This window comes from Pseudomonas sp. FBF18 (genome assembly GCF_024261405.1).
Lineage (GTDB): Bacteria > Pseudomonadota > Gammaproteobacteria > Pseudomonadales > Pseudomonadaceae > Aquipseudomonas > Aquipseudomonas palmensis.
The window spans coordinates 220,696-238,264 of the sequence record NZ_QKRS01000009.1; the positions used below are offsets into that span (position 1 = coordinate 220,696).

Sequence of the window (17,569 nt, forward strand, 5' to 3'; positions counted from 1 at the left end):
ACTGGGCTTCTTCTAGGAAGCCCGGCTGCAAGCGGCAAGCTTCAAGCAGCAAGAAAAAGCAGACCCCATGCGATTTGCCTTCTCTTGCGGCTTGAAGCTTGCAGCTGTTCTGGCCCCTTTCGTGCAAGACCATCACCACAGGCCGGCACCCGCCGGTGACTAAAAAAAGAACAGGTGAATCCCCATGCCAAGCGATCATTCCGGCAACGCGCCGGCTTCCGTCGATTTCGAAAAGGTCGGTTCCGAGTATTTCCAGCAACGTGAACTGAAAAAAGGTGCCGCAGGCTGGGTCCTGCTGGTGGGTCTGGGCGTCGCCTACGTGATCTCCGGCGACTACGCCGGGTGGAACTTCGGCCTGGCCCAGGGTGGCTGGGGCGGCATGTTCCTGGCCACGCTGCTGATGGCCACGATGTACCTGTGCATGTGCTTTTCGCTGGCCGAACTGTCCTCGATGATCCCCACCGCCGGCGGTGGCTACGGCTTCGCCCGCAGCGCCTTCGGGCCCTGGGGCGGGTTTCTGACCGGCACCGCGATCCTCATCGAATACGCCATCGCCCCCGCCGCCATCGCGGTGTTCATCGGTGCGTACTGCGAATCGCTGTTCGGCATCGGCGGCTGGGTGATCTACCTGGCGTTCTACATCATCTTCATCGGCATCCACATTTTCGGCGTGGGCGAAGCGCTCAAGCTGATGTTCATCATCACCGCCGTGGCCGCGATTGCCCTGGCGGTGTTCCTGATCGCGATGGTGCCGCACTTCGATTCGAACAACCTGTTCGACATCGCCAAGACCGACGCAGCCGGCGCCAGCAGCTTCCTGCCGTTCGGCTACGTCGGCGTGTGGGCGGCAATCCCCTACGCCATCTGGTTCTTCCTGGCGGTCGAAGGCGTGCCACTGGCCGCCGAAGAAACCAAGAATCCCAAGCGCGACCTGCCCCGCGGCCTGATCGGTGCGATGCTGGTGCTGCTCAGCTTCGCGCTGCTGATCCTGGTGATCGGCCCGGGCGGCGCCGGCGCCGAAGCGCTGAAAAGCTCGGGCAACCCGCTGGTGGAGGCGCTGGCCAAGGCCTACGGCGGCTCGACCTGGATGGGCGGCTTCGTCAACCTGGTGGGCCTGGCTGGCCTGATCGCCAGCTTCTTCTCGATCATCTACGCCTACTCGCGGCAGATCTTCGCCCTGTCGCGCGCCGGCTACCTGCCGCGCAAGCTGTCGCAGACCAACCGCAGCAAGGCCCCGGTACTGGCGCTGATCATCCCCGGCATCATCGGCTTTGCGCTGTCGCTGACCGGCCAGGGCGACCTGCTGATTCTGGTGGCGGTATTCGGCGCTACGCTGTCCTATGTACTGATGATGGCCGCGCACATCACCCTGCGCATAAAACGCCCCAAAATGGAGCGTCCGTACCGTACCCCGGGCGGCATCTTCACCTCGGGCGTGGCGCTGGTGCTGGCCTGCCTGGCGGTGGTCGCAGGTTTCCTGGTCGACCCACGGGTGGTGATTGGCGCTGCGATCATCTATGGCGTGCTGATTGCGTACTTTGCCTTCTACAGCCGACACCACCTGGTGGCCGGCACGCCGGAGGAAGAGTTTGCCGCGATCCAGAAGGCCGAAGAGGCCTTGCACTGACCGCCCCGCGCCGCAGGCCTGGCCTGCGGCGCCATGGAGATTGCGTATGAGCAGTTTTGTACACACGGTGGGCACCCAGACCTACCGCTTCGACAGCCTCAAGGACGTCATGGCCAAGGCCAGCCCGGCCCGCTCCGGCGACTTTCTCGCCGGGGTGGCGGCCGGCAACGACGCCGAACGGGTGGCCGCGCAGATGGCGCTGGCCGATATCCCGCTCAGTCACTTCCTCAGCGAGGCGCTGATCCCTTACGAAGACGACGAAGTCACCCGCCTGATCATCGACACCCACGACAAACAGGCCTTTGCCGCCGTCAGCCACCTGACCGTGGGCGGGCTGCGCGACTGGCTGCTGAGCGAGCAGGCCGACGAAGACAGCCTGCGCGCCCTGGCCCCGGGGCTGACCCCGGAAATGGCCGCTGCGGTCTCGAAGATCATGCGCGTGCAGGACCTGGTGCTGGTGGCGCAGAAGATCCGCGTGGTCACGCGCTTTCGCGGCACCCTGGGCCTGCGCGGGCGCCTGTCCACCCGCCTGCAGCCCAACCACCCCACGGATGAGCCGGCCGGCATCGCCGCGAGCATTCTCGACGGCCTGCTGTACGGCAACGGCGACGCCATGATCGGCATCAACCCGGCCACCGACAGTATCGCCTCGATCTGTGCCCTGCTGGAGATGCTCGACGCGATCATCCAGCGCTACGACATCCCCACCCAGGCCTGTGTGCTGACCCACGTCACCACCTCGATCGAGGCCGTCAACCGCGGCGTACCGCTGGACCTGGTGTTCCAGTCCATTGCCGGCACCGAGGCGGCCAATGCCAGTTTCGGCATCAACCTCAACCTGTTGCAGGAAGGCTACGACGCCGGCCTGAGCCTGAACCGCGGTACCCTCGGGCAGAACCTGATGTACTTCGAGACTGGCCAGGGCAGCGCGCTGTCGGCCAACGCGCACCATGGCGTCGACCAGCAGACCTGCGAAACCCGGGCCTATGCCGTGGCACGGCATTTCAAGCCGTTTCTGGTCAACACCGTGGTCGGCTTCATCGGCCCGGAGTACCTGTACAACGGCAAGCAGATCATCCGCGCCGGCCTGGAAGACCACTTCTGCGGCAAGCTGCTGGGCGTACCGATGGGCTGCGATATCTGCTACACCAACCATGCCGAGGCCGACCAGGACGACATGGACACGCTGCTGACGCTGCTGGGGGTGGCCGGGATCAACTTCATCATGGGCATCCCCGGCTCCGACGACATCATGCTCAACTACCAGACCACCTCGTTCCATGACGCGCTGTACGCACGCCAGACCCTGGGCCTGAAACCGGCCCCGGAGTTCGAGGCGTGGCTGGCGCGCATGGGCATCTTCACCCAGGCCGATGGCCGGGTGCGGTTTGGCGACAACCTGCCACCGGCCTTCCGCCAGGCGCTGGCGCAACTGGGATAAGCGAGCCATGGACAAGCAACCCACGCAGCACGACAACAGCGACAACCCCTGGCTCGACCTGCGCCGCCTGACCCCGGCGCGGATCGCCCTGGGGCGCACCGGTACCAGCCTGCCGACCCGCGCACAGCTGGACTTCCAGTGCGCCCACGCCCAGGCCCGCGATGCCGTGCACCTGGCATTCGACCATGCGGGCCTGCGCGAACAGCTGAGCGAACGCGGGCGCGACAGCATCCTCTTGCACAGCGCCGCCAGCGACCGCCACAGCTACCTGCAACGCCCGGACCTGGGGCGGCGCCTGCATGAGGAATCGGCCCGGCAACTGCGCGAGCATGCCCAGGCCAACCCGGGCGGGGTCGACCTGGCGATCATCGTGGCCGACGGCCTCTCGGCCCTGGCGGTGCACCGGCACACGCTGCCGTTTCTCAACCGTCTGCAGGAGCACATCGATGCCGAGGGATGGTCCACCGCCCCGGTGGTGCTGGTGGAGCAGGGCCGGGTGGCGGTGGCCGATGAAGTCGGCGAACTGCTGGGCGCGAAAATGACCGTGATCCTGATCGGCGAACGTCCGGGCCTGAGCTCCCCCGACAGCCTGGGCCTGTATTTCACCTACAGCCCCAGGGTCGGCCTCACCGACGCCTACCGCAACTGCATTTCCAACGTACGCCTGGAGGGGCTGAGCTACGGCATGGCCGCCCACCGCCTGCTGTACCTGATGCGCGAGGCCTGCCGTCGGCAGCTCTCGGGGGTCAACCTGAAGGATGAAGCCCAGGTCCAGACCCTGGAATCAGACGCTGACACCCCTAAAAATGGAAACTTCTTACTCGGCAATGATTGAGAACTGACCACTTTTTAGCGGATTGCGCTTTTTTCGCGCTTTAGGCAGCATCTGGGGTGACGGCTGCCCGAGGTTCGCCGCCACTCCCCATGGACCCGAGGCCTGCTTATGCGAATTATCAAAGCAACTCTTGAGCATCTGGATCTGCTCGCCCCTCTGTTCGTCAAATACCGCGAGTTCTATGGGCAATTGCCCTATCCGGACTCTTCGCGCTCGTTTCTGGAAAAACGCCTGGAGCGCGACGAGTCGATCATCTACCTGGCGCTGCCGGACGACGATGACAACAAGCTGATGGGTTTCTGCCAGCTGTACCCGAGCTTTTCGTCGCTGTCGCTCAAGCGCGTATGGATACTCAACGACATCTATGTGGCCGAAGACTCGCGGCGCATGCTGGTGGCCGACAACCTGATGCGCGAGGCGAAGAAACTGGCCAAGGACACCAACGCCGTGCGCCTGCGCGCCTCGACCAGCAGCGACAACGAGGTGGCAATGAAGACCTACGAGTCGATGGGGTTCAAGGCAGATACCGAGTTCAAGAGCTATATCCTCCCGATCCATTCCGACTGACGGGCATCCTTCGTCAGCAAAGCCGGCTTCCACAGGTCTGCGCACTGGCCATGTAGGCGCCAGCCTTGCTGGCGATGGGCTGCATGGCAGCCCCGCTGCGCTGGGCCCAGAAATCCGCCGCTACAAACTGCTCCGCCATAATCACGCCATGCCCGTATAATGCGGCCTTTCAATTTGTGTGAAATTTTACCCTTACCTCGGGTAACGGCTACACACTTCGCACTGCCAGTCCTCGCATGCCCGTAGAGCCGGGTCTTGAACAAGGTGCCGTACATGGATTTCAACCCGCTGGACCTCATTCTGCATCTCGATACCTACCTCGATTTGCTGGTCAACAATTACGGTCCGTGGATCTACGCCATCCTGTTCCTGGTGATCTTCTGCGAGACCGGCCTGGTCGTCATGCCGTTCCTGCCGGGCGATTCGCTGCTGTTCATCGCCGGTGCCGTGGCCGCCGGCGGCGGCATGGACCCGGTACTGCTGTGCGGCCTGCTGATGGCGGCAGCCATCCTGGGCGACAGCACCAACTACGTGATCGGGCGAACGGCCGGGGAACGCCTGTTCAGCAACCCCGACTCGAAGATCTTCCGCCGCGACTACCTGCAGCAGACCCACGACTTCTACGAACGCCATGGCGGCAAGACCGTCACCCTGGCGCGCTTCCTGCCGATCCTGCGCACCTTCGCGCCTTTCGTCGCGGGCCTGGCAAAAATGGTCTATCCGCGTTTTCTGATGTTCAGCGTCGCCGGCACCATCCTGTGGGTGTGTGGCCTGGTGACGCTGGGCTACTTCTTCGGCAACGTGCCGTTCATCAAGTCCAACCTGTCGCTGATGATCGTGGCGATCATCCTGCTGTCGCTGGTGCCGATGATCATCGGCCTGGTGCGCAGCCGCATGGGCCGTGGCCAGGCCAAGGCCCAGTAACCCGCGCACATGTGGAGCCTGAGCGCCTGGCGGCGCCGTCGTACCCTGGCCCGCTACCCGATCGAGCCGCAGCAGTGGCAGCGGGTACGCGAGGGCCTGCCGATGCTCGACGGCATCAGCGACGAAGAAGATCACTGGCTGCGTGAAGCCTGCATCCTGTTCCTGCAGCAAAAGCACCTCACCACCCTACCCGGCGTCGACGCCGATGCCGAGCAGCGCCTGCACCTGGCGGCCCAGGCGCAACTGCCGCTGCTGCACCTGGGCGATCTGAACTGGTACCAGGGTTTCCATGAAATCGTGCTGTACCCCGATGACTTTGTCAGCCCCCAGCGCCACCGTGACGCCAGCGGTGTGGAACATGAATGGGACGGCGAACACAGTGGCGAGGCCTGGCAGCAGGGCCCGGTGATCCTGGCCTGGCCCGGGGTGCTGGCCAGCGGTGGCTGGGAAGGCTACAACCTGGTGATTCACGAACTGGCGCACAAGCTCGACATGCTCAACGGCGATGCCAATGGCCTGCCGCCGCTGCATGACAGCATGCGCGTGGCGGACTGGGCGCAGGCCATGCAGCAGGCCTACGACGATCTCAACCGCCAGCTTGACCGCAACCCCGATGCCGAAACGGCCATCGACCCCTACGCCGCGGAAAACCCGGCCGAATTCTTCGCCGTGACCAGCGAATACTTCTTCAGTGCCCCGGACCTGCTGATGCAGGCCTACCCCGCGGTTTACGCGCAACTGAGCGCGTTCTACCGCCAGGATCCACTGGCCCGCCTGCAACAGCTGCAACGTAGCCATCCGCACTACCAGCACACGACTAATTGACCAAGCCGGGCATCTGGCCGGGCGTGGCAAGCGTTACGGAATGTGCCTATAATCGCGACCAATTTTTGGCCAAACATGGGGGCAATGCCCAATGAGCTACAGCAAGATTCCGGCTGGCAAAGACCTGCCGAACGACATCTACGTCGCCATCGAGATTCCAGCCAACCACGCACCGATCAAGTACGAGATCGACAAGGACAGCGATTGCCTGTTCGTGGACCGCTTCATGGCCACCCCGATGTTCTACCCGGCCAACTACGGCTTCATCCCCAACACCCTGGCTGACGACGGTGATCCGCTGGACGTGCTGGTGGTGACCCCGTACCCGGTAGCCCCAGGTTCGGTGATCCGTGCTCGCCCGGTCGGCATCCTGCACATGACCGACGACGGCGGCGGCGACGCCAAGGTCATCGCCGTACCGCACGACAAGCTGTCGCAGCTGTACGTCGACGTCAAAGAGTACACCGACCTGCCGGCACTGCTGCTGGAGCAGATCAAGCACTTCTTCGAGAACTACAAGGATCTGGAGAAAGGCAAGTGGGTCAAGATCGACGGCTGGGGTGACGCAGAAGCGGCCCGTGCCGAGATCACCAAGTCGGTGGCAGCCTACAAGGGCTAAGCACTGCGCTTGAGGAAAAGCCCCGCGATTGCGGGGCTTTTTGCATCTGCGGCTCGCTGCTTGAAACAACAGCGTCCGACTCTTCCTACAACACCAACAGAAGCCCCTGTAATACCCCCGCTTTTGCCCCCGAAACACTTCAACCCAATGTTTATATAAACCCTTCTTTTCCCTCACTAAACTCAATCACCATGAATACATCTGGTGATCGTTTGAAAGCGCTCCTGCGCGAGTGCAACCTGACCGCTTCCGACTTTGCCGCTCAGCGCGGGGTGACGCCGCAGCATGTGAACAACTGGTTCCAGCGCGGCGTGCCCATGGCGCGTCTGGACGAGATTGCCGAGCTGCTGTGCGTACGCCCTCGCTGGCTGCGCACCGGCGAGGGCCCCAAGCACCACAACCCGCTGCCGCGGGTCAGCCGCAACCGTGGCGAGCAGGAGCTGCAGGCCCCGGACCACAGCCTGTTCGCTGCGCATGGCGAGCAGGACGTGCTGCTGCCCTTCTACCATGCGCAGCCCCGGCAGTTTGCCGAAATCCCTGGCCGCCACCTGCGTTTGCCGCGCTGTGCGCTGGACAACCTCGGGGTCGATGCTGCGCAGGCGCTTTGCGTGAGCATGCCCGACTACAACATGAACCCCTTGCTGCAGTACGGCGCGACCTTGGCGATAGACCGCAGCCTGACCCGCGTGATCGAGGGCGAGATATACGCGCTGCTGCACAACGGGCGCTTGCGGGTGCACACCTTGAGCGAACGGGCCAATGGCGCGTTGCGTCTGCACAGCCATGACGGTGACGAATTTCCGAGCGAAACCTACAGCCTGTCGCAAATCCGCAACCAGGGTCTGGAGGTGCTGGGGTGGGTGTTCTGGTGGGCTCACCTGCGGGATGATCGCCCGCGCTAAAGCGGTTGCAGCGGTTTTTTTGCTGGGCATTGCGATCCATTCCCAGTATGCTGTGCCGCACTCAAGCCCCGGTTGCAGCCTTGCATCCTGAGGGCGTGGCGCGGCACACACTGCCCCCGCCACCCCCGGCCCCAGCGCCGGATCACGATTTGAAGGCGGTTGCGGCTTACCAAAAGTCAGCCAAGACTGTCCCCGAGAAGCCGGCCACAAGCCGGCTTTTTAATTGTCCGAAATAATCCTATCCCATCCAAGAATCTTCCTGATAGCTTAGCTATTCCGGGGGTTTCAGGCATTCCCCTGTCCGATGGCGTTCAACGCCATTTGACCTCATCCGATGATGACGTGGGGGGACAGGTGGGGGGACAAAAGGAACGACAGGGGAAATCCAATGGGTAAGCTGAATCCGAAACAAGTCGAAAATCTGACCGAACCCGGCACCTATGAAGATGGTGATGGGCTTCGCTTGGTCGTCAAGCCAACCGGGCGCAAGTCCTGGCTACTTCGCTTCCAACTGGCGGGCCGTCGTAGGGAGATGGGCTTGGGCTCATTCCCCGAAGTAGGCCTCAAGAAAGCCAGACAAGAAGCCAGTGCTAAACGCAGCCAGTTGAGCGACGGCGTAGATCCTCTAGCCGCTCGTGACATTGAGCGTGCTGCCCAACGCGAAGCACAGCGAACCAGCGAGGCGAAACAGCTGAAGTTCGAGACACTCGCGAAAGAGTACTGCGAGGCACACGGAGGCACCTGGTCAGATAAGTGGCGCAAAGGCTGGCTACGGAAGCTGGAGCTGTATGCGTTTGACCATATCGGCAAGCTTTCAGCCGAGGATATCGGTACTCCCCAGGTGCTCAAGGTGCTGCAACCGATCTGGGCCACCAAAACCAGAACAGCCGACGAGGTACGTGGGCAAATTGAACAGGTTCTGGACGCCGCCAAGGCACGTAATCTACGAGAAGGCGAGAACCCTGCTCGCTGGCGCGGACACTTGGACAACCTACTCAGTCGCGCTGAAAAGAAGAAAGCACGGAAACGCGAGCACTTTGAAGCTTTGCGATGGCAGGATGTGCCAGCCCTGATGACCAAACTCAGTACAAACACAACTCCGGCGTCGTTGGCCGCCCAGTTGTTGATCATGACCAGCGCACGCGCCCACATGGTGAGGTTCGCTCGTTGGGATGAGTTTGATTTGGAAGCCGGCACTTGGTCTCTACCGGATGAGCGCATGAAGATGCGAGTCGCGTTTATCGTCCCGCTCGCTGATGAAGTAGTAAAGCTGGTGAAACGCATTCCGCGATCTGAGAGCCTCTATCTGTTTCCAGGACAGGGAAAAACAGGGGTCATGCACGCAAACGCCATACGCGCGCTTCTACATGGCATGAAGTACGAACACATCACCCGGCACGGTTTTCGTTCGTCCTTTCGAGACTGGGCAGGGGAGTGCACAAATTTTCCTCGTGAAGTCTGCGAGATGGCGCTCGCTCACGACGAACGCGACCAAACTGAAGGGGCTTACTCTCGCACCGACTTTCTCGACAAGCGACGCGCCCTGATGATCGAATGGTCGAACTTCTTGACATCTAAGGAGCCGCTACATAAATAGCCAAGGTTCGCTACCGTGAGCCAAATAAAAATACACAACAGTGTTTCAGTCGGCAGAACAGCCTTTACTGGGTCAGTTTTCGGTCAGCGGCAACAGTCAAGCCTCCTACCGGATCACTGAAATTGTCACACGGTCGTCTGTGCATGGGGCTTGCTAGCGGATAGTCTTGCGACTACCGCTGAAAAACCAATACCTGAGGGATCAAATGGACGTTCACGCCGCTATCGCTTTCTGCGTCAAGGTCACGGACCAGGAGTATCAACAAGCCTACGCAGACTGGGAGTTCGAGAGTTCTGTCATCAAAGGGCCAAATCCTCACCTAGTAAAATACATGATATTCGTTTCTGAGAAACTCAAGCCTCTTTGCACTTTTGAGATTTACAAATGGAGCACTGAGTTGATCGACGGAGAGTATTTATGGACAGTATCTTTTTCAAAGCGGTGGCTCAAGGTCTGGCCCCTTGACTCAGTCGTGAAGGCTAAGGATGCAGCGCATGGGTTCTTTATGCCTTCCATTTTGAATGGCTATAACCAAGAAGCGCTAGATCAGTGCGTAACTGATCTGGATTATGTAGTTCGAAAACCGGATATGAAGGTCGGCATGGATCTGGATGCAGCGGTTGACGCAGTTTCCACTCGATATTCGGTCGACCCAAGTCAAGTAACGATCTCAATAGTAAATAGCAATGCAAGATTTCCCGGGCCTAGTTCAACTGGAGCAGCTCCGTTGCTGCCACAAACTTCGGAATAGGCGCAGATGAGGAACGGGGCTCACATACCCTGCGCGCATTTGGATTTACCCCGCCATAAACATCGCTGTTACTCTGCCGCTCGAATCCACAAGACAGGGATCTGAACGTGTCATTCAGGAATAACGCGCATTCGATGCCAGTAGCGCCTCGCATGGATACAGTGGCGGCGCTACTCACCCAAGCAAAAAATATCGCGCAGCAGGTGTTTGATCTGCAAGGAATCGCTCCACCTGCGCAAAGACAGCACCTGCAGACACTGTATGAAAGGATGAACCGTTTTGAGATCCTGTCTCATCAGGACACGCAAGTCGATTTGACCATCCGCCAAGGCAAGGTCGCGATTGGAGAGCAGTTGACCGAGCATGCCGACGCTGCCCTACAGCAAGCAGTCTATGTGAAGCTTGTCCACGATAATCACCTACCGCTACAGAGTGTGCCGGGAGCAGCCGCCGCATACGAGCTTTGCCTACAGGATATGATCACAGCCTTGATGCGAGCCAATCGTCACCTGGCGATGCTCGAGGCGCTCAAGAACCTAGAAGGCAAACATTACAGCGTGCGCGGTGCCAAGGGGGGGCATGCCAAAAACATGCAGCCCTCCAGCAAGATGGCCTCTCAACTTATTCACGCCATGGTTAAGGGCATGCTCCATAACAACCCTGAGCTTGCGACTAGAAATAAGACCGACGTAGCCGATGCGATGGCGACCCGCATTTATAAAGCCAACCGCGAATTCGAGATGCTGGATATCGCTAATCTCGATGGCTTGAAGCAGGAGGTGCGCGATCTTCTGATCAGCTTTGCCAATAATGGCAAGCGAGGCAACCGGCGACAGGCAGACCGCCTGAGACTCGGACATATCCTCCGCCACTCGTTTCCCAAGCGGGATACGGAAGAAGCGCGCCAGATGGATGTCGATGCAGCGCGCACCCTAGGACGGATCGAAGGCGTGAGAACAGCGTTGGCTCTGCAACTTCAGATGCGCTTTGGAGAGTTACCTGTGTCAGCTATAGAAACGCTCGAAGCTGCAGACAGTCTTGATCAACTGCAAGCCTACCTAGAGCGGCTGACAGAGGCCCGATCGCTGGATGACGTTATGCAGAATAGCCAATGAGTTAATTACCCGATTGAAAACGCCACCTTGAAGGATGGCAACCTCGATTGCCCACTTTTGGTAGTAGAGGAAATAAAAGCGAGCAGCCGTCATTCAAAAATGGAGGTAATCAAAGATGAGTCATGGCAAGCTGGCTTCAAAGGCATTAACGCTAAATTTAGAGGGTAGGACATGAGAATTCCACGCATCGACAACCACGCGGCGCAGGAGCAGATTGACGCGGCCACCGAGCTATTGGCAGCTTACGAGCACGATCTTGAGAGGGAGGCCGCCGAGCTTCAACAAACTAAACGTGAAAAAGTCGAGCTGACAGCGCTTATTAGCTACGCGGAGCGCTCAGAAGAACGTCTGGCTGTCCTGCGCGAATCCGTGGCTGGCGAAGACTACAGTCAAAACGAACTCAGCCACTGCGGCGCGGATACGCTAGTGCAGTACAGCCGTTTTTTAGCGCTGGTCAACTCTCACATAAATTCCTGTGAACGGCGCGTCGGCGAGATAAATAAAGCGATTGAGCTGCTTAGGAGCGACGTTGAGATGTTGACTATAATCTCTACAGCCCGTTTCCGGCAGGTCTATTCCTACTGCACGTTCAGAACGCCTGGTTGGAGCTTTTTCCGTCTTCACAACAAGGCACCGAAGCGTCAACTGAACATCGTCTCGCTAAGCAAGTTTTTGTAATGCCTTAGTGACCAGCACCCATTATCTCGATGCGCGCACGCCCCCCTCTAAATTGAAGACTTGTAAGGGGAGAGAACAGTTCTAGTAATTAATTTACTCATCGAGCGTTCAGGGAAAATATCCAAATATGTGACATTTCCAGACTTTGACAATAAAACTTTTCCCTGAGACGACAGCACTTCAATAGCTTGATCTAAGCGCTTTACTTTTCGCAACTGACCTGGTCCCTTTTGCAGTATAGCGTTCTTTGCCAAAAACCTCTCGCCGACCTCTCGTCTTACTTGTAGCCAGGAATCCAACTCGTGGGCATCGATCTCCTCTTGAGGTAGCGATGCAAACATACGCAAAAACTCATCAGAGTACCAAAAGCAAACATCAATAGCCGCTTCCAAAGTTTCCATCGCTATATCCCCACCTCTTTTCTCGAAGAAATGAAATAAAGCAGCAACCCTTGCGACATTGTCAGCCAACTTTGATGCATGATCCCCCATGCCAAAGTATCGCCCCCCCGGCCTAATCTCCGACTCAACCGCATTAAAAACGGTTATCCATCTTTGAGCCGCCTCCTGAGAGAACCTAACCACCAACCTCGGCTTAACGGGATCAGTCAGAAACTCAACACTGCTTTTAAGTATCTCCATAATGCGGTCAGAAAATCTTTCACAACAATTCCAGGGCGTATCCCCTCCCGCAATTAACCTAGTTCCCTGTGTCGACTTGGGGTTGCAAACCAGAAACCTAGCCCACAAGCCAGATCCACGTGATCTTTCGCCATGCTTCTGCATATAGCTGGAAAACGAATTTTCTTGAACCATTAGAGACACCGTCAGCCGTGCTCTTACCTCATAACTTTCAGATGAAACACGGTCAACGGTTATTACATCCCCGCTCCATAAGGCATTCTGCTTTGACAGATCATTGAATGCCCTGCCCGTCAACACTCCCCCACCCTCACTAGAGATAAGCCCAGCCGTTGGGATGTTCTGGTGCAATCCAAGAAACAAAGCCTCTGACGTAGCGTCTTCGTAAAGCAACTTAAATCGTCGAGGCTTGACCGGCATACGGGCCTCATGATCCATGAATTGTTTACATGCCTCATCTCCATCCTTGTCATCTGATTGAAGAGTTTTTTTCAAAATTGACTTTCGGCGACTTTCCCAGATCGATTGCCTCGCACTCCAGTCAGAAAGTTCTTTCTGATAAATCACATCCATCTCATCCTGAAAGCGTCTAACCCCTCTCAAAAATACATTCTCCGCAGTCGACTTCCTCTCTCCGGAATTGGCCACTGTGAGCAGCATTAGTGATGCTGGAACGACTTGGCCATTTGGTTTACAAACATCAATTAAACCTTGAGCCGCCGTCGCTATGGCTGTTAGCACAGACGAAAATACAAGCGCACGTGGGGCTTTTATATTGCGTTCACCTTCATCTACTGCACCCACTATAACCGGCAAAGCCATAGACCTTGGAAAGGCTTCTCCTGGAATAGGAAGCCAACCAGATACGTCATTAAAGAAGCTCACAGATCAACCCCTGAAGAATTCACACTGCCAGCATTCCGACTTTTTGCAATTCGGAAATCAATCCACCGACAGACATCTTCCTCAATCCAACCTACAGCGGACGCCCCCAACTTAATTGGCTTTGGAAAATTGCAGTCGTACCTTGGCGACATCGGATTTAGGCGATCATAAATGGTCGATGTACTCAGCCCCAGGCACTCTCGTAACTGCCGCATGCGTAAAATTCTAAACATTGGTTTACTACTGTTTTCTTTGATCATTTCTACACCCGCTACGACTATGGATTCGATGAGAAGGACTTTAAGGCTCCTGCCACTCCTAGTCATCGAAGGTGCTAAACGCCCTATCCACCCTAAGCAGATCTATAGACATTTCCATGCATTTTGTGCTTGTCGCCTTCACCCCTTCGAATCTGCCAGGGTCACTGCAGCTGCTATTCCTGCGATTAATAGCAAAAATAGCAGCCGTACTCTCCCCTACACCTGCTCAAGCCTCCCTTACGGCTCCCCCCTTAGCCTGAATAATTCAACAGCTATGAAGCAGCCTGCCGATCAACCCATTGCAGCAGCAAGGCCCTGCCAGGCCCCTTTGGTTGTCGTCGACCCTGCTCCCAGTCCTGCAGCGTGCGCGAGCTGATCCCCAACTGCTTAGCGAGCTCCTGCTGGGTTAGGTTCAATCGTTGGCGCAGACAACATACTTGTCTGATGATGCCGGAAGACATTGAGCAGCCTTGTATGGGGTGATGCTGTCTCTTTGGCCCTTGCTGAGGGGGCTGCACTGAGGATTCCGTGTTAGCAGTTATAAAAGTAGATAAGGGAACTGCGAAACTTACAGACGGAGGCTCCGCTGTCTCCTGCGAATGCCCCCGTGACTGACTTTCATACTCAGGGTGCCGGGTGAGAAACTCACGACGCCAATGCTCGCTGTAGCTCATGCGAAAGACTCCTTTTCTAGTGAGAAACAGTGCGGCATTGCCGCACCATAGAATAGGCATGTTGAATACCTAATTAATCGTGCTCAGACCCTGCTGGTGGTAAACACGGCAAACCCCTGCCCCAGTTCCTGTGACTTACTGTAGGCCTTGCACAAGTAACTCATGGCGTAGACCACTGACTTGAGCGAGTCGGGAAAACGCCGCTCCAGACGCTGGTAAACCTGGCCACTTAGTTTGTCCTGACAGGCATGCACCAGCCCTGACATGTCATGTACAGCACGACCAATTGCCCAGGCCCAAGCGCGCACGATACGATGAAACAAGTTTTCTCTGCTGTAGGTACCGTCTGTACTAGGCCCATAGTTCCCTAGCCCCCCGATGGCGTCATAATTGAGCAGTAGCATGAGGTGATAGTGGGGCGCTTCGCTGCTGTTGCGCTCCCGGCACCAGATGTAGCGTATTTCGGTCGAGTATTTGGTATCTGCCCAGGCCAACTCCTTATTTAGATGGTAGAAGAAACGGGTCATTACTTCGTTGCTAATATGCGCATCTCTAGGTATCAAACCAACGGGATAACGTAAGTCGACCCGACAGACGAAGGTGCGAGCCTGTACCGAGAGGCAGTGCTGCAAGGTTTCCAAACCACGCTCTAAGTAGTTTTCAATCAACGGCCCATGCGCCAACTGTTGCTGCACGGCGAAACCATGGTATTCATTATTGTAAAATAATTTCAGTTTAGTATTGCAAGGATGACGCTTTGGTTGATGGTCGAACATGGTCGATTTCCTGTCGGTCGTGTATTGAAGGTTCACTGGCAAGCACAAGAACCTAGGTGCATTCAAACACCATGATTCGGCTTATACGTTGATTACAATTTCTAAATGACTTTAGACTTCAGTCACGCCATACGTTACTGCTGCTTATAGCGAGTTAATTTTGCAGGTATCTACCAACTGGCACCCACCAGGTGAGTGCCATGAATGACTCAACAACCAAAGATAATCATGATTATTATCGATAATAATTACAGGGCCTACTAGATACATACTACTTTAACCGTAACAACAGCAATGCGGCACCTGCGCATACTCTGGAGAAACAAGCCACCTGAAACCTTACTCCCCAGAACACTAGTAAGAAAACTGATTTTAACATTCGCAAAAAGATTCCATTCTCATTCGACACAAGAGCGTACAAACCGTCAGTTGTGTGCCATCGGTGATCTGAAGTCATATAGGCACTTCATATCGCAAACGTGTAAAAACTTACGACACTGCCGTACCCATATCGCCGCAAGGCGTCAAAGTACTACGTTTTTGCGTCTTTGCCGTAGGTAACGATGAGATACGAGATCAATCAAAAAAATCTCAGATCTATATTACTCCCATGAACACCCTATGGTATCGATGCTGTCGGGGATTTAGCGTGCCGGCAATTCGCTTAACACGCTCAACATTTGAGAGGAAGTTTTATGTATACCCCTTGCCCAAGTTGTCACTCAGGACGAGTCGTTACGAAAAACATCGGCAAACAAACAGGCGGCTTGATTGGCGCAGTAAGTGGTACCGCCAGCGGCGCTGCCGGCGCGCTATCGGGCGCAGAAGTCGGCGCGGTGTTGGGCGTAGTTGGTGGGCCAGCCGGGATTGCTATTGGCAGTATTGCCGGAGCACTACTCGGCGGACTGTTTGGTGGAGTGGCTGGAGGAGTCGCCGGTGCCAACTTGGGCGCACAGATGGATGACAAGGTGCTGAACAACTACCAGTGCCTGCATTGTGGTTACAGCTTCAGCGTCCACCGTTAAGTCGTTGTGAACAGGCGTCGCTTGTTGATGAGACGACGCTCTTTTTCAATCATTCGCAAGGAATCTTCCCCATGGCTCACCTCGTTGAACAAATGGCTTACGTTGGCGCCACTCCCTGGCATGGTCTGGGCAGCCGCCTTTCTCCACAACAACCACTCGAAATCTGGCAACGGGAAGCCGGAATGAACTGGCAGATCCAAGAAAGCCCGGTTCACTTCAAGTCCGATACAGTCGGCACGCTGGGGACGATTCATTCTTTCCCGGAACAGAAGGTGCTGTATCGATCCGACACCAAAGCGGCACTGTCTGTGGTCTCTCAGCGCTACCAGGTGGTCCAACCACGTGACGTCTTGGAGTTTTATCGCGACCTTACTGACGTGTCCGGCTACGAGCTGGAAACGGCGGGCGTACTCAAAGGTGGACGCAAGTTCTGGGCGTTGGCACGCACTGGGCAGACGGCGGCTCTAAAAGGAAACGACGAGGTCAACGGCTATCTGCTGCTGGCCACCTCCTGCGACGGTACGCTGGCCACGACGGCAACACCGACCACGGTGCGGGTGGTATGCAACAACACGCTGACCGTAGCCCTAGATGGCGGAGCCAACGCTATCAAAGTGCCGCACAGCACGCGCTTCGATTCACAAGCGATGAAAAAGCAGCTCGGTATCGCGGTCTCTCAATGGGACGAGTTCATGTACCGAATGAAAAATCTGTCTGAGCGAAAGGTTCAGTGGCCCGAGGCGATGAGCTACTTCATGAACGTACTGTGTGACACCAGCCCTAATAGTCCGCTACCGACAGTTCTGCCTAATGAGCGGGCGCTACGCAAGGTGCAAAGCCTATATGAGGGTCAGGGACGAGGATCGACACTGGAGTCAGCTAAAGGCACCGCCTGGGGACTACTCAATGCTGTAACCGAGTACGTGGATCACGAACGACGCGCCAAGAGCAGTGAATATCGGATCGACTCTGCATGGTTCGGCCAAGGAGCAGCGCTCAAGCAGAAAGCCCTCAAATCCGCACTTCAATTGGTGGCATAAAGCGGTGTGCAGCCGGGCAACCGGCTGCACACTAATCCTAATCTTCCAATTCCTTGGATATTTGTGACAGCAGCATTTCTTTGGACATTTCCGGATCCTGGAGCAACTGGCTTTTGATAAGCACAGTCGCGGGATGAACACCGAGATGGGCAGAAAGCTCAATCAATTTTTCTACGGAAGGGCTTTTCAAGCCTCGTTCAACATCGCTGACATAGCTCTGGCTCGGAGCAAGCTGCTCTTGGGCAAGGCCATGTCTGCTCCTCAGGATTTTCACTGCCATCCCGAAGGCTTGCTTTGAGTCCATTTCTGTTGCTCGCAAAAGCAACGATGAAGCCTTCGGAAGCGTAAAAGCACTATACTCGATTGAGTATATTCAGCTAAAATTCG

At 56.8% G+C, this 17,569-nt stretch carries 19 protein-coding genes; 14 read left to right on the forward strand and 5 right to left on the reverse strand.

The genetic code is table 11. From position 1 onward, the window contains the following. Positions 1–184: 184 nt before the first annotated feature. From eat to DN387_RS16340, 12 genes are all read left to right on the forward strand, one after another. A complete protein-coding gene (eat, locus tag DN387_RS16285) occupies positions 185–1,627 on the forward strand; it encodes an ethanolamine permease (RefSeq protein WP_043863921.1) in 1,443 nt (480 codons plus the stop codon). A gap of 46 nt (positions 1,628–1,673) precedes the next feature. Further along, positions 1,674–3,068, forward strand: coding sequence for an ethanolamine ammonia-lyase subunit EutB (locus DN387_RS16290; protein WP_054916335.1), 1,395 nt, complete (start codon positions 1,674–1,676; stop codon positions 3,066–3,068). Positions 3,069–3,075: 7 nt separating this feature from the next. After that, on the forward strand, positions 3,076–3,903 hold the full coding sequence (eutC, locus tag DN387_RS16295; protein ID WP_054916334.1) for an ethanolamine ammonia-lyase subunit EutC: 828 nt from the start codon (positions 3,076–3,078) through the stop codon (positions 3,901–3,903). A 108-nt stretch (positions 3,904–4,011) separates the two neighbouring features. Then, a complete protein-coding gene (locus DN387_RS16300; protein WP_043863924.1) occupies positions 4,012–4,470 on the forward strand; it encodes a GNAT family N-acetyltransferase in 459 nt (152 codons plus the stop codon). 273 nt (positions 4,471–4,743) lie between these two features. Beyond that, positions 4,744–5,394, forward strand: a complete 651-nt coding sequence (locus DN387_RS16305; RefSeq protein WP_054916369.1) for a DedA family protein — start codon at positions 4,744–4,746, stop codon at positions 5,392–5,394. Positions 5,395–5,403: 9 nt separating this feature from the next. Then, the gene (locus DN387_RS16310) at positions 5,404–6,219 is read left to right on the forward strand and encodes a zinc-dependent peptidase (RefSeq protein ID WP_043863925.1); all 816 of its coding nucleotides are present in this window, start codon (positions 5,404–5,406) and stop codon (positions 6,217–6,219) included. A gap of 91 nt (positions 6,220–6,310) precedes the next feature. Next, the gene (gene ppa, locus DN387_RS16315) at positions 6,311–6,838 is read left to right on the forward strand and encodes an inorganic diphosphatase (protein WP_043863926.1); all 528 of its coding nucleotides are present in this window, start codon (positions 6,311–6,313) and stop codon (positions 6,836–6,838) included. Between the two features lie 191 nt (positions 6,839–7,029). Continuing rightward, a complete protein-coding gene (locus DN387_RS16320; protein WP_054916333.1) occupies positions 7,030–7,740 on the forward strand; it encodes an XRE family transcriptional regulator in 711 nt (236 codons plus the stop codon). Positions 7,741–8,128: 388 nt separating this feature from the next. Next, positions 8,129–9,337: an integrase arm-type DNA-binding domain-containing protein gene (locus DN387_RS16325; protein WP_024077601.1), complete on the forward strand. Its 1,209-nt coding sequence runs from the start codon at positions 8,129–8,131 to the stop codon at positions 9,335–9,337. A 205-nt stretch (positions 9,338–9,542) separates the two neighbouring features. After that, positions 9,543–10,088, forward strand: coding sequence for a hypothetical protein (locus DN387_RS16330; protein WP_254506119.1), 546 nt, complete (start codon positions 9,543–9,545; stop codon positions 10,086–10,088). Between the two features lie 152 nt (positions 10,089–10,240). Next, on the forward strand, positions 10,241–11,203 hold the full coding sequence (locus tag DN387_RS16335; protein ID WP_254506121.1) for a hypothetical protein: 963 nt from the start codon (positions 10,241–10,243) through the stop codon (positions 11,201–11,203). A gap of 171 nt (positions 11,204–11,374) precedes the next feature. Continuing rightward, on the forward strand, positions 11,375–11,881 hold the full coding sequence (locus tag DN387_RS16340) for a hypothetical protein (RefSeq protein WP_222018892.1): 507 nt from the start codon (positions 11,375–11,377) through the stop codon (positions 11,879–11,881). Positions 11,882–11,928: 47 nt separating this feature from the next. On the opposite strand, the gene DN387_RS16345 is transcribed toward DN387_RS16340, so the two are convergent. The 4 genes from DN387_RS16345 to DN387_RS16360 all read right to left on the reverse strand — a co-directional run bounded on the left by DN387_RS16345 (position 11,929) and on the right by DN387_RS16360 (position 15,117). Continuing rightward, positions 11,929–13,407, reverse strand: coding sequence for a YfjI family protein (locus DN387_RS16345; protein ID WP_254506123.1), 1,479 nt, complete (start codon positions 13,405–13,407; stop codon positions 11,929–11,931). Continuing rightward, positions 13,404–13,733 (reverse strand): helix-turn-helix transcriptional regulator, encoded by a 330-nt coding sequence (locus tag DN387_RS16350; RefSeq protein ID WP_368044652.1) that lies wholly within the window; start codon positions 13,731–13,733, stop codon positions 13,404–13,406. The genes DN387_RS16345 and DN387_RS16350 overlap by 4 nt, the downstream gene beginning before the upstream one ends. A 206-nt stretch (positions 13,734–13,939) precedes the next feature. Continuing rightward, positions 13,940–14,401 carry a helix-turn-helix domain-containing protein gene (locus DN387_RS26170; protein WP_368044653.1) on the reverse strand — a complete coding sequence of 154 codons (462 nt, stop codon included), beginning with the start codon at positions 14,399–14,401 and terminating at the stop codon, positions 13,940–13,942. A gap of 23 nt (positions 14,402–14,424) precedes the next feature. Then, positions 14,425–15,117, reverse strand: a complete 693-nt coding sequence (locus DN387_RS16360; protein WP_057960722.1) for an inovirus-type Gp2 protein — start codon at positions 15,115–15,117, stop codon at positions 14,425–14,427. A 695-nt stretch (positions 15,118–15,812) separates the two neighbouring features. Between DN387_RS16360 and DN387_RS16365 the strand changes: the two genes are divergently transcribed. Together DN387_RS16365 and DN387_RS16370 are read left to right on the forward strand one after the other, a co-directional pair. After that, on the forward strand, positions 15,813–16,142 hold the full coding sequence (locus DN387_RS16365) for a hypothetical protein (RefSeq protein WP_254506125.1): 330 nt from the start codon (positions 15,813–15,815) through the stop codon (positions 16,140–16,142). Between the two features lie 71 nt (positions 16,143–16,213). Next, the gene (locus DN387_RS16370) at positions 16,214–17,182 is read left to right on the forward strand and encodes a DUF932 domain-containing protein (RefSeq protein WP_057960724.1); all 969 of its coding nucleotides are present in this window, start codon (positions 16,214–16,216) and stop codon (positions 17,180–17,182) included. Positions 17,183–17,219: 37 nt separating this feature from the next. On the opposite strand, the gene DN387_RS16375 is transcribed toward DN387_RS16370, so the two are convergent. After that, positions 17,220–17,486 (reverse strand): helix-turn-helix domain-containing protein, encoded by a 267-nt coding sequence (locus DN387_RS16375; protein WP_041161304.1) that lies wholly within the window; start codon positions 17,484–17,486, stop codon positions 17,220–17,222. Positions 17,487–17,569: the final 83 nt, after the last annotated feature.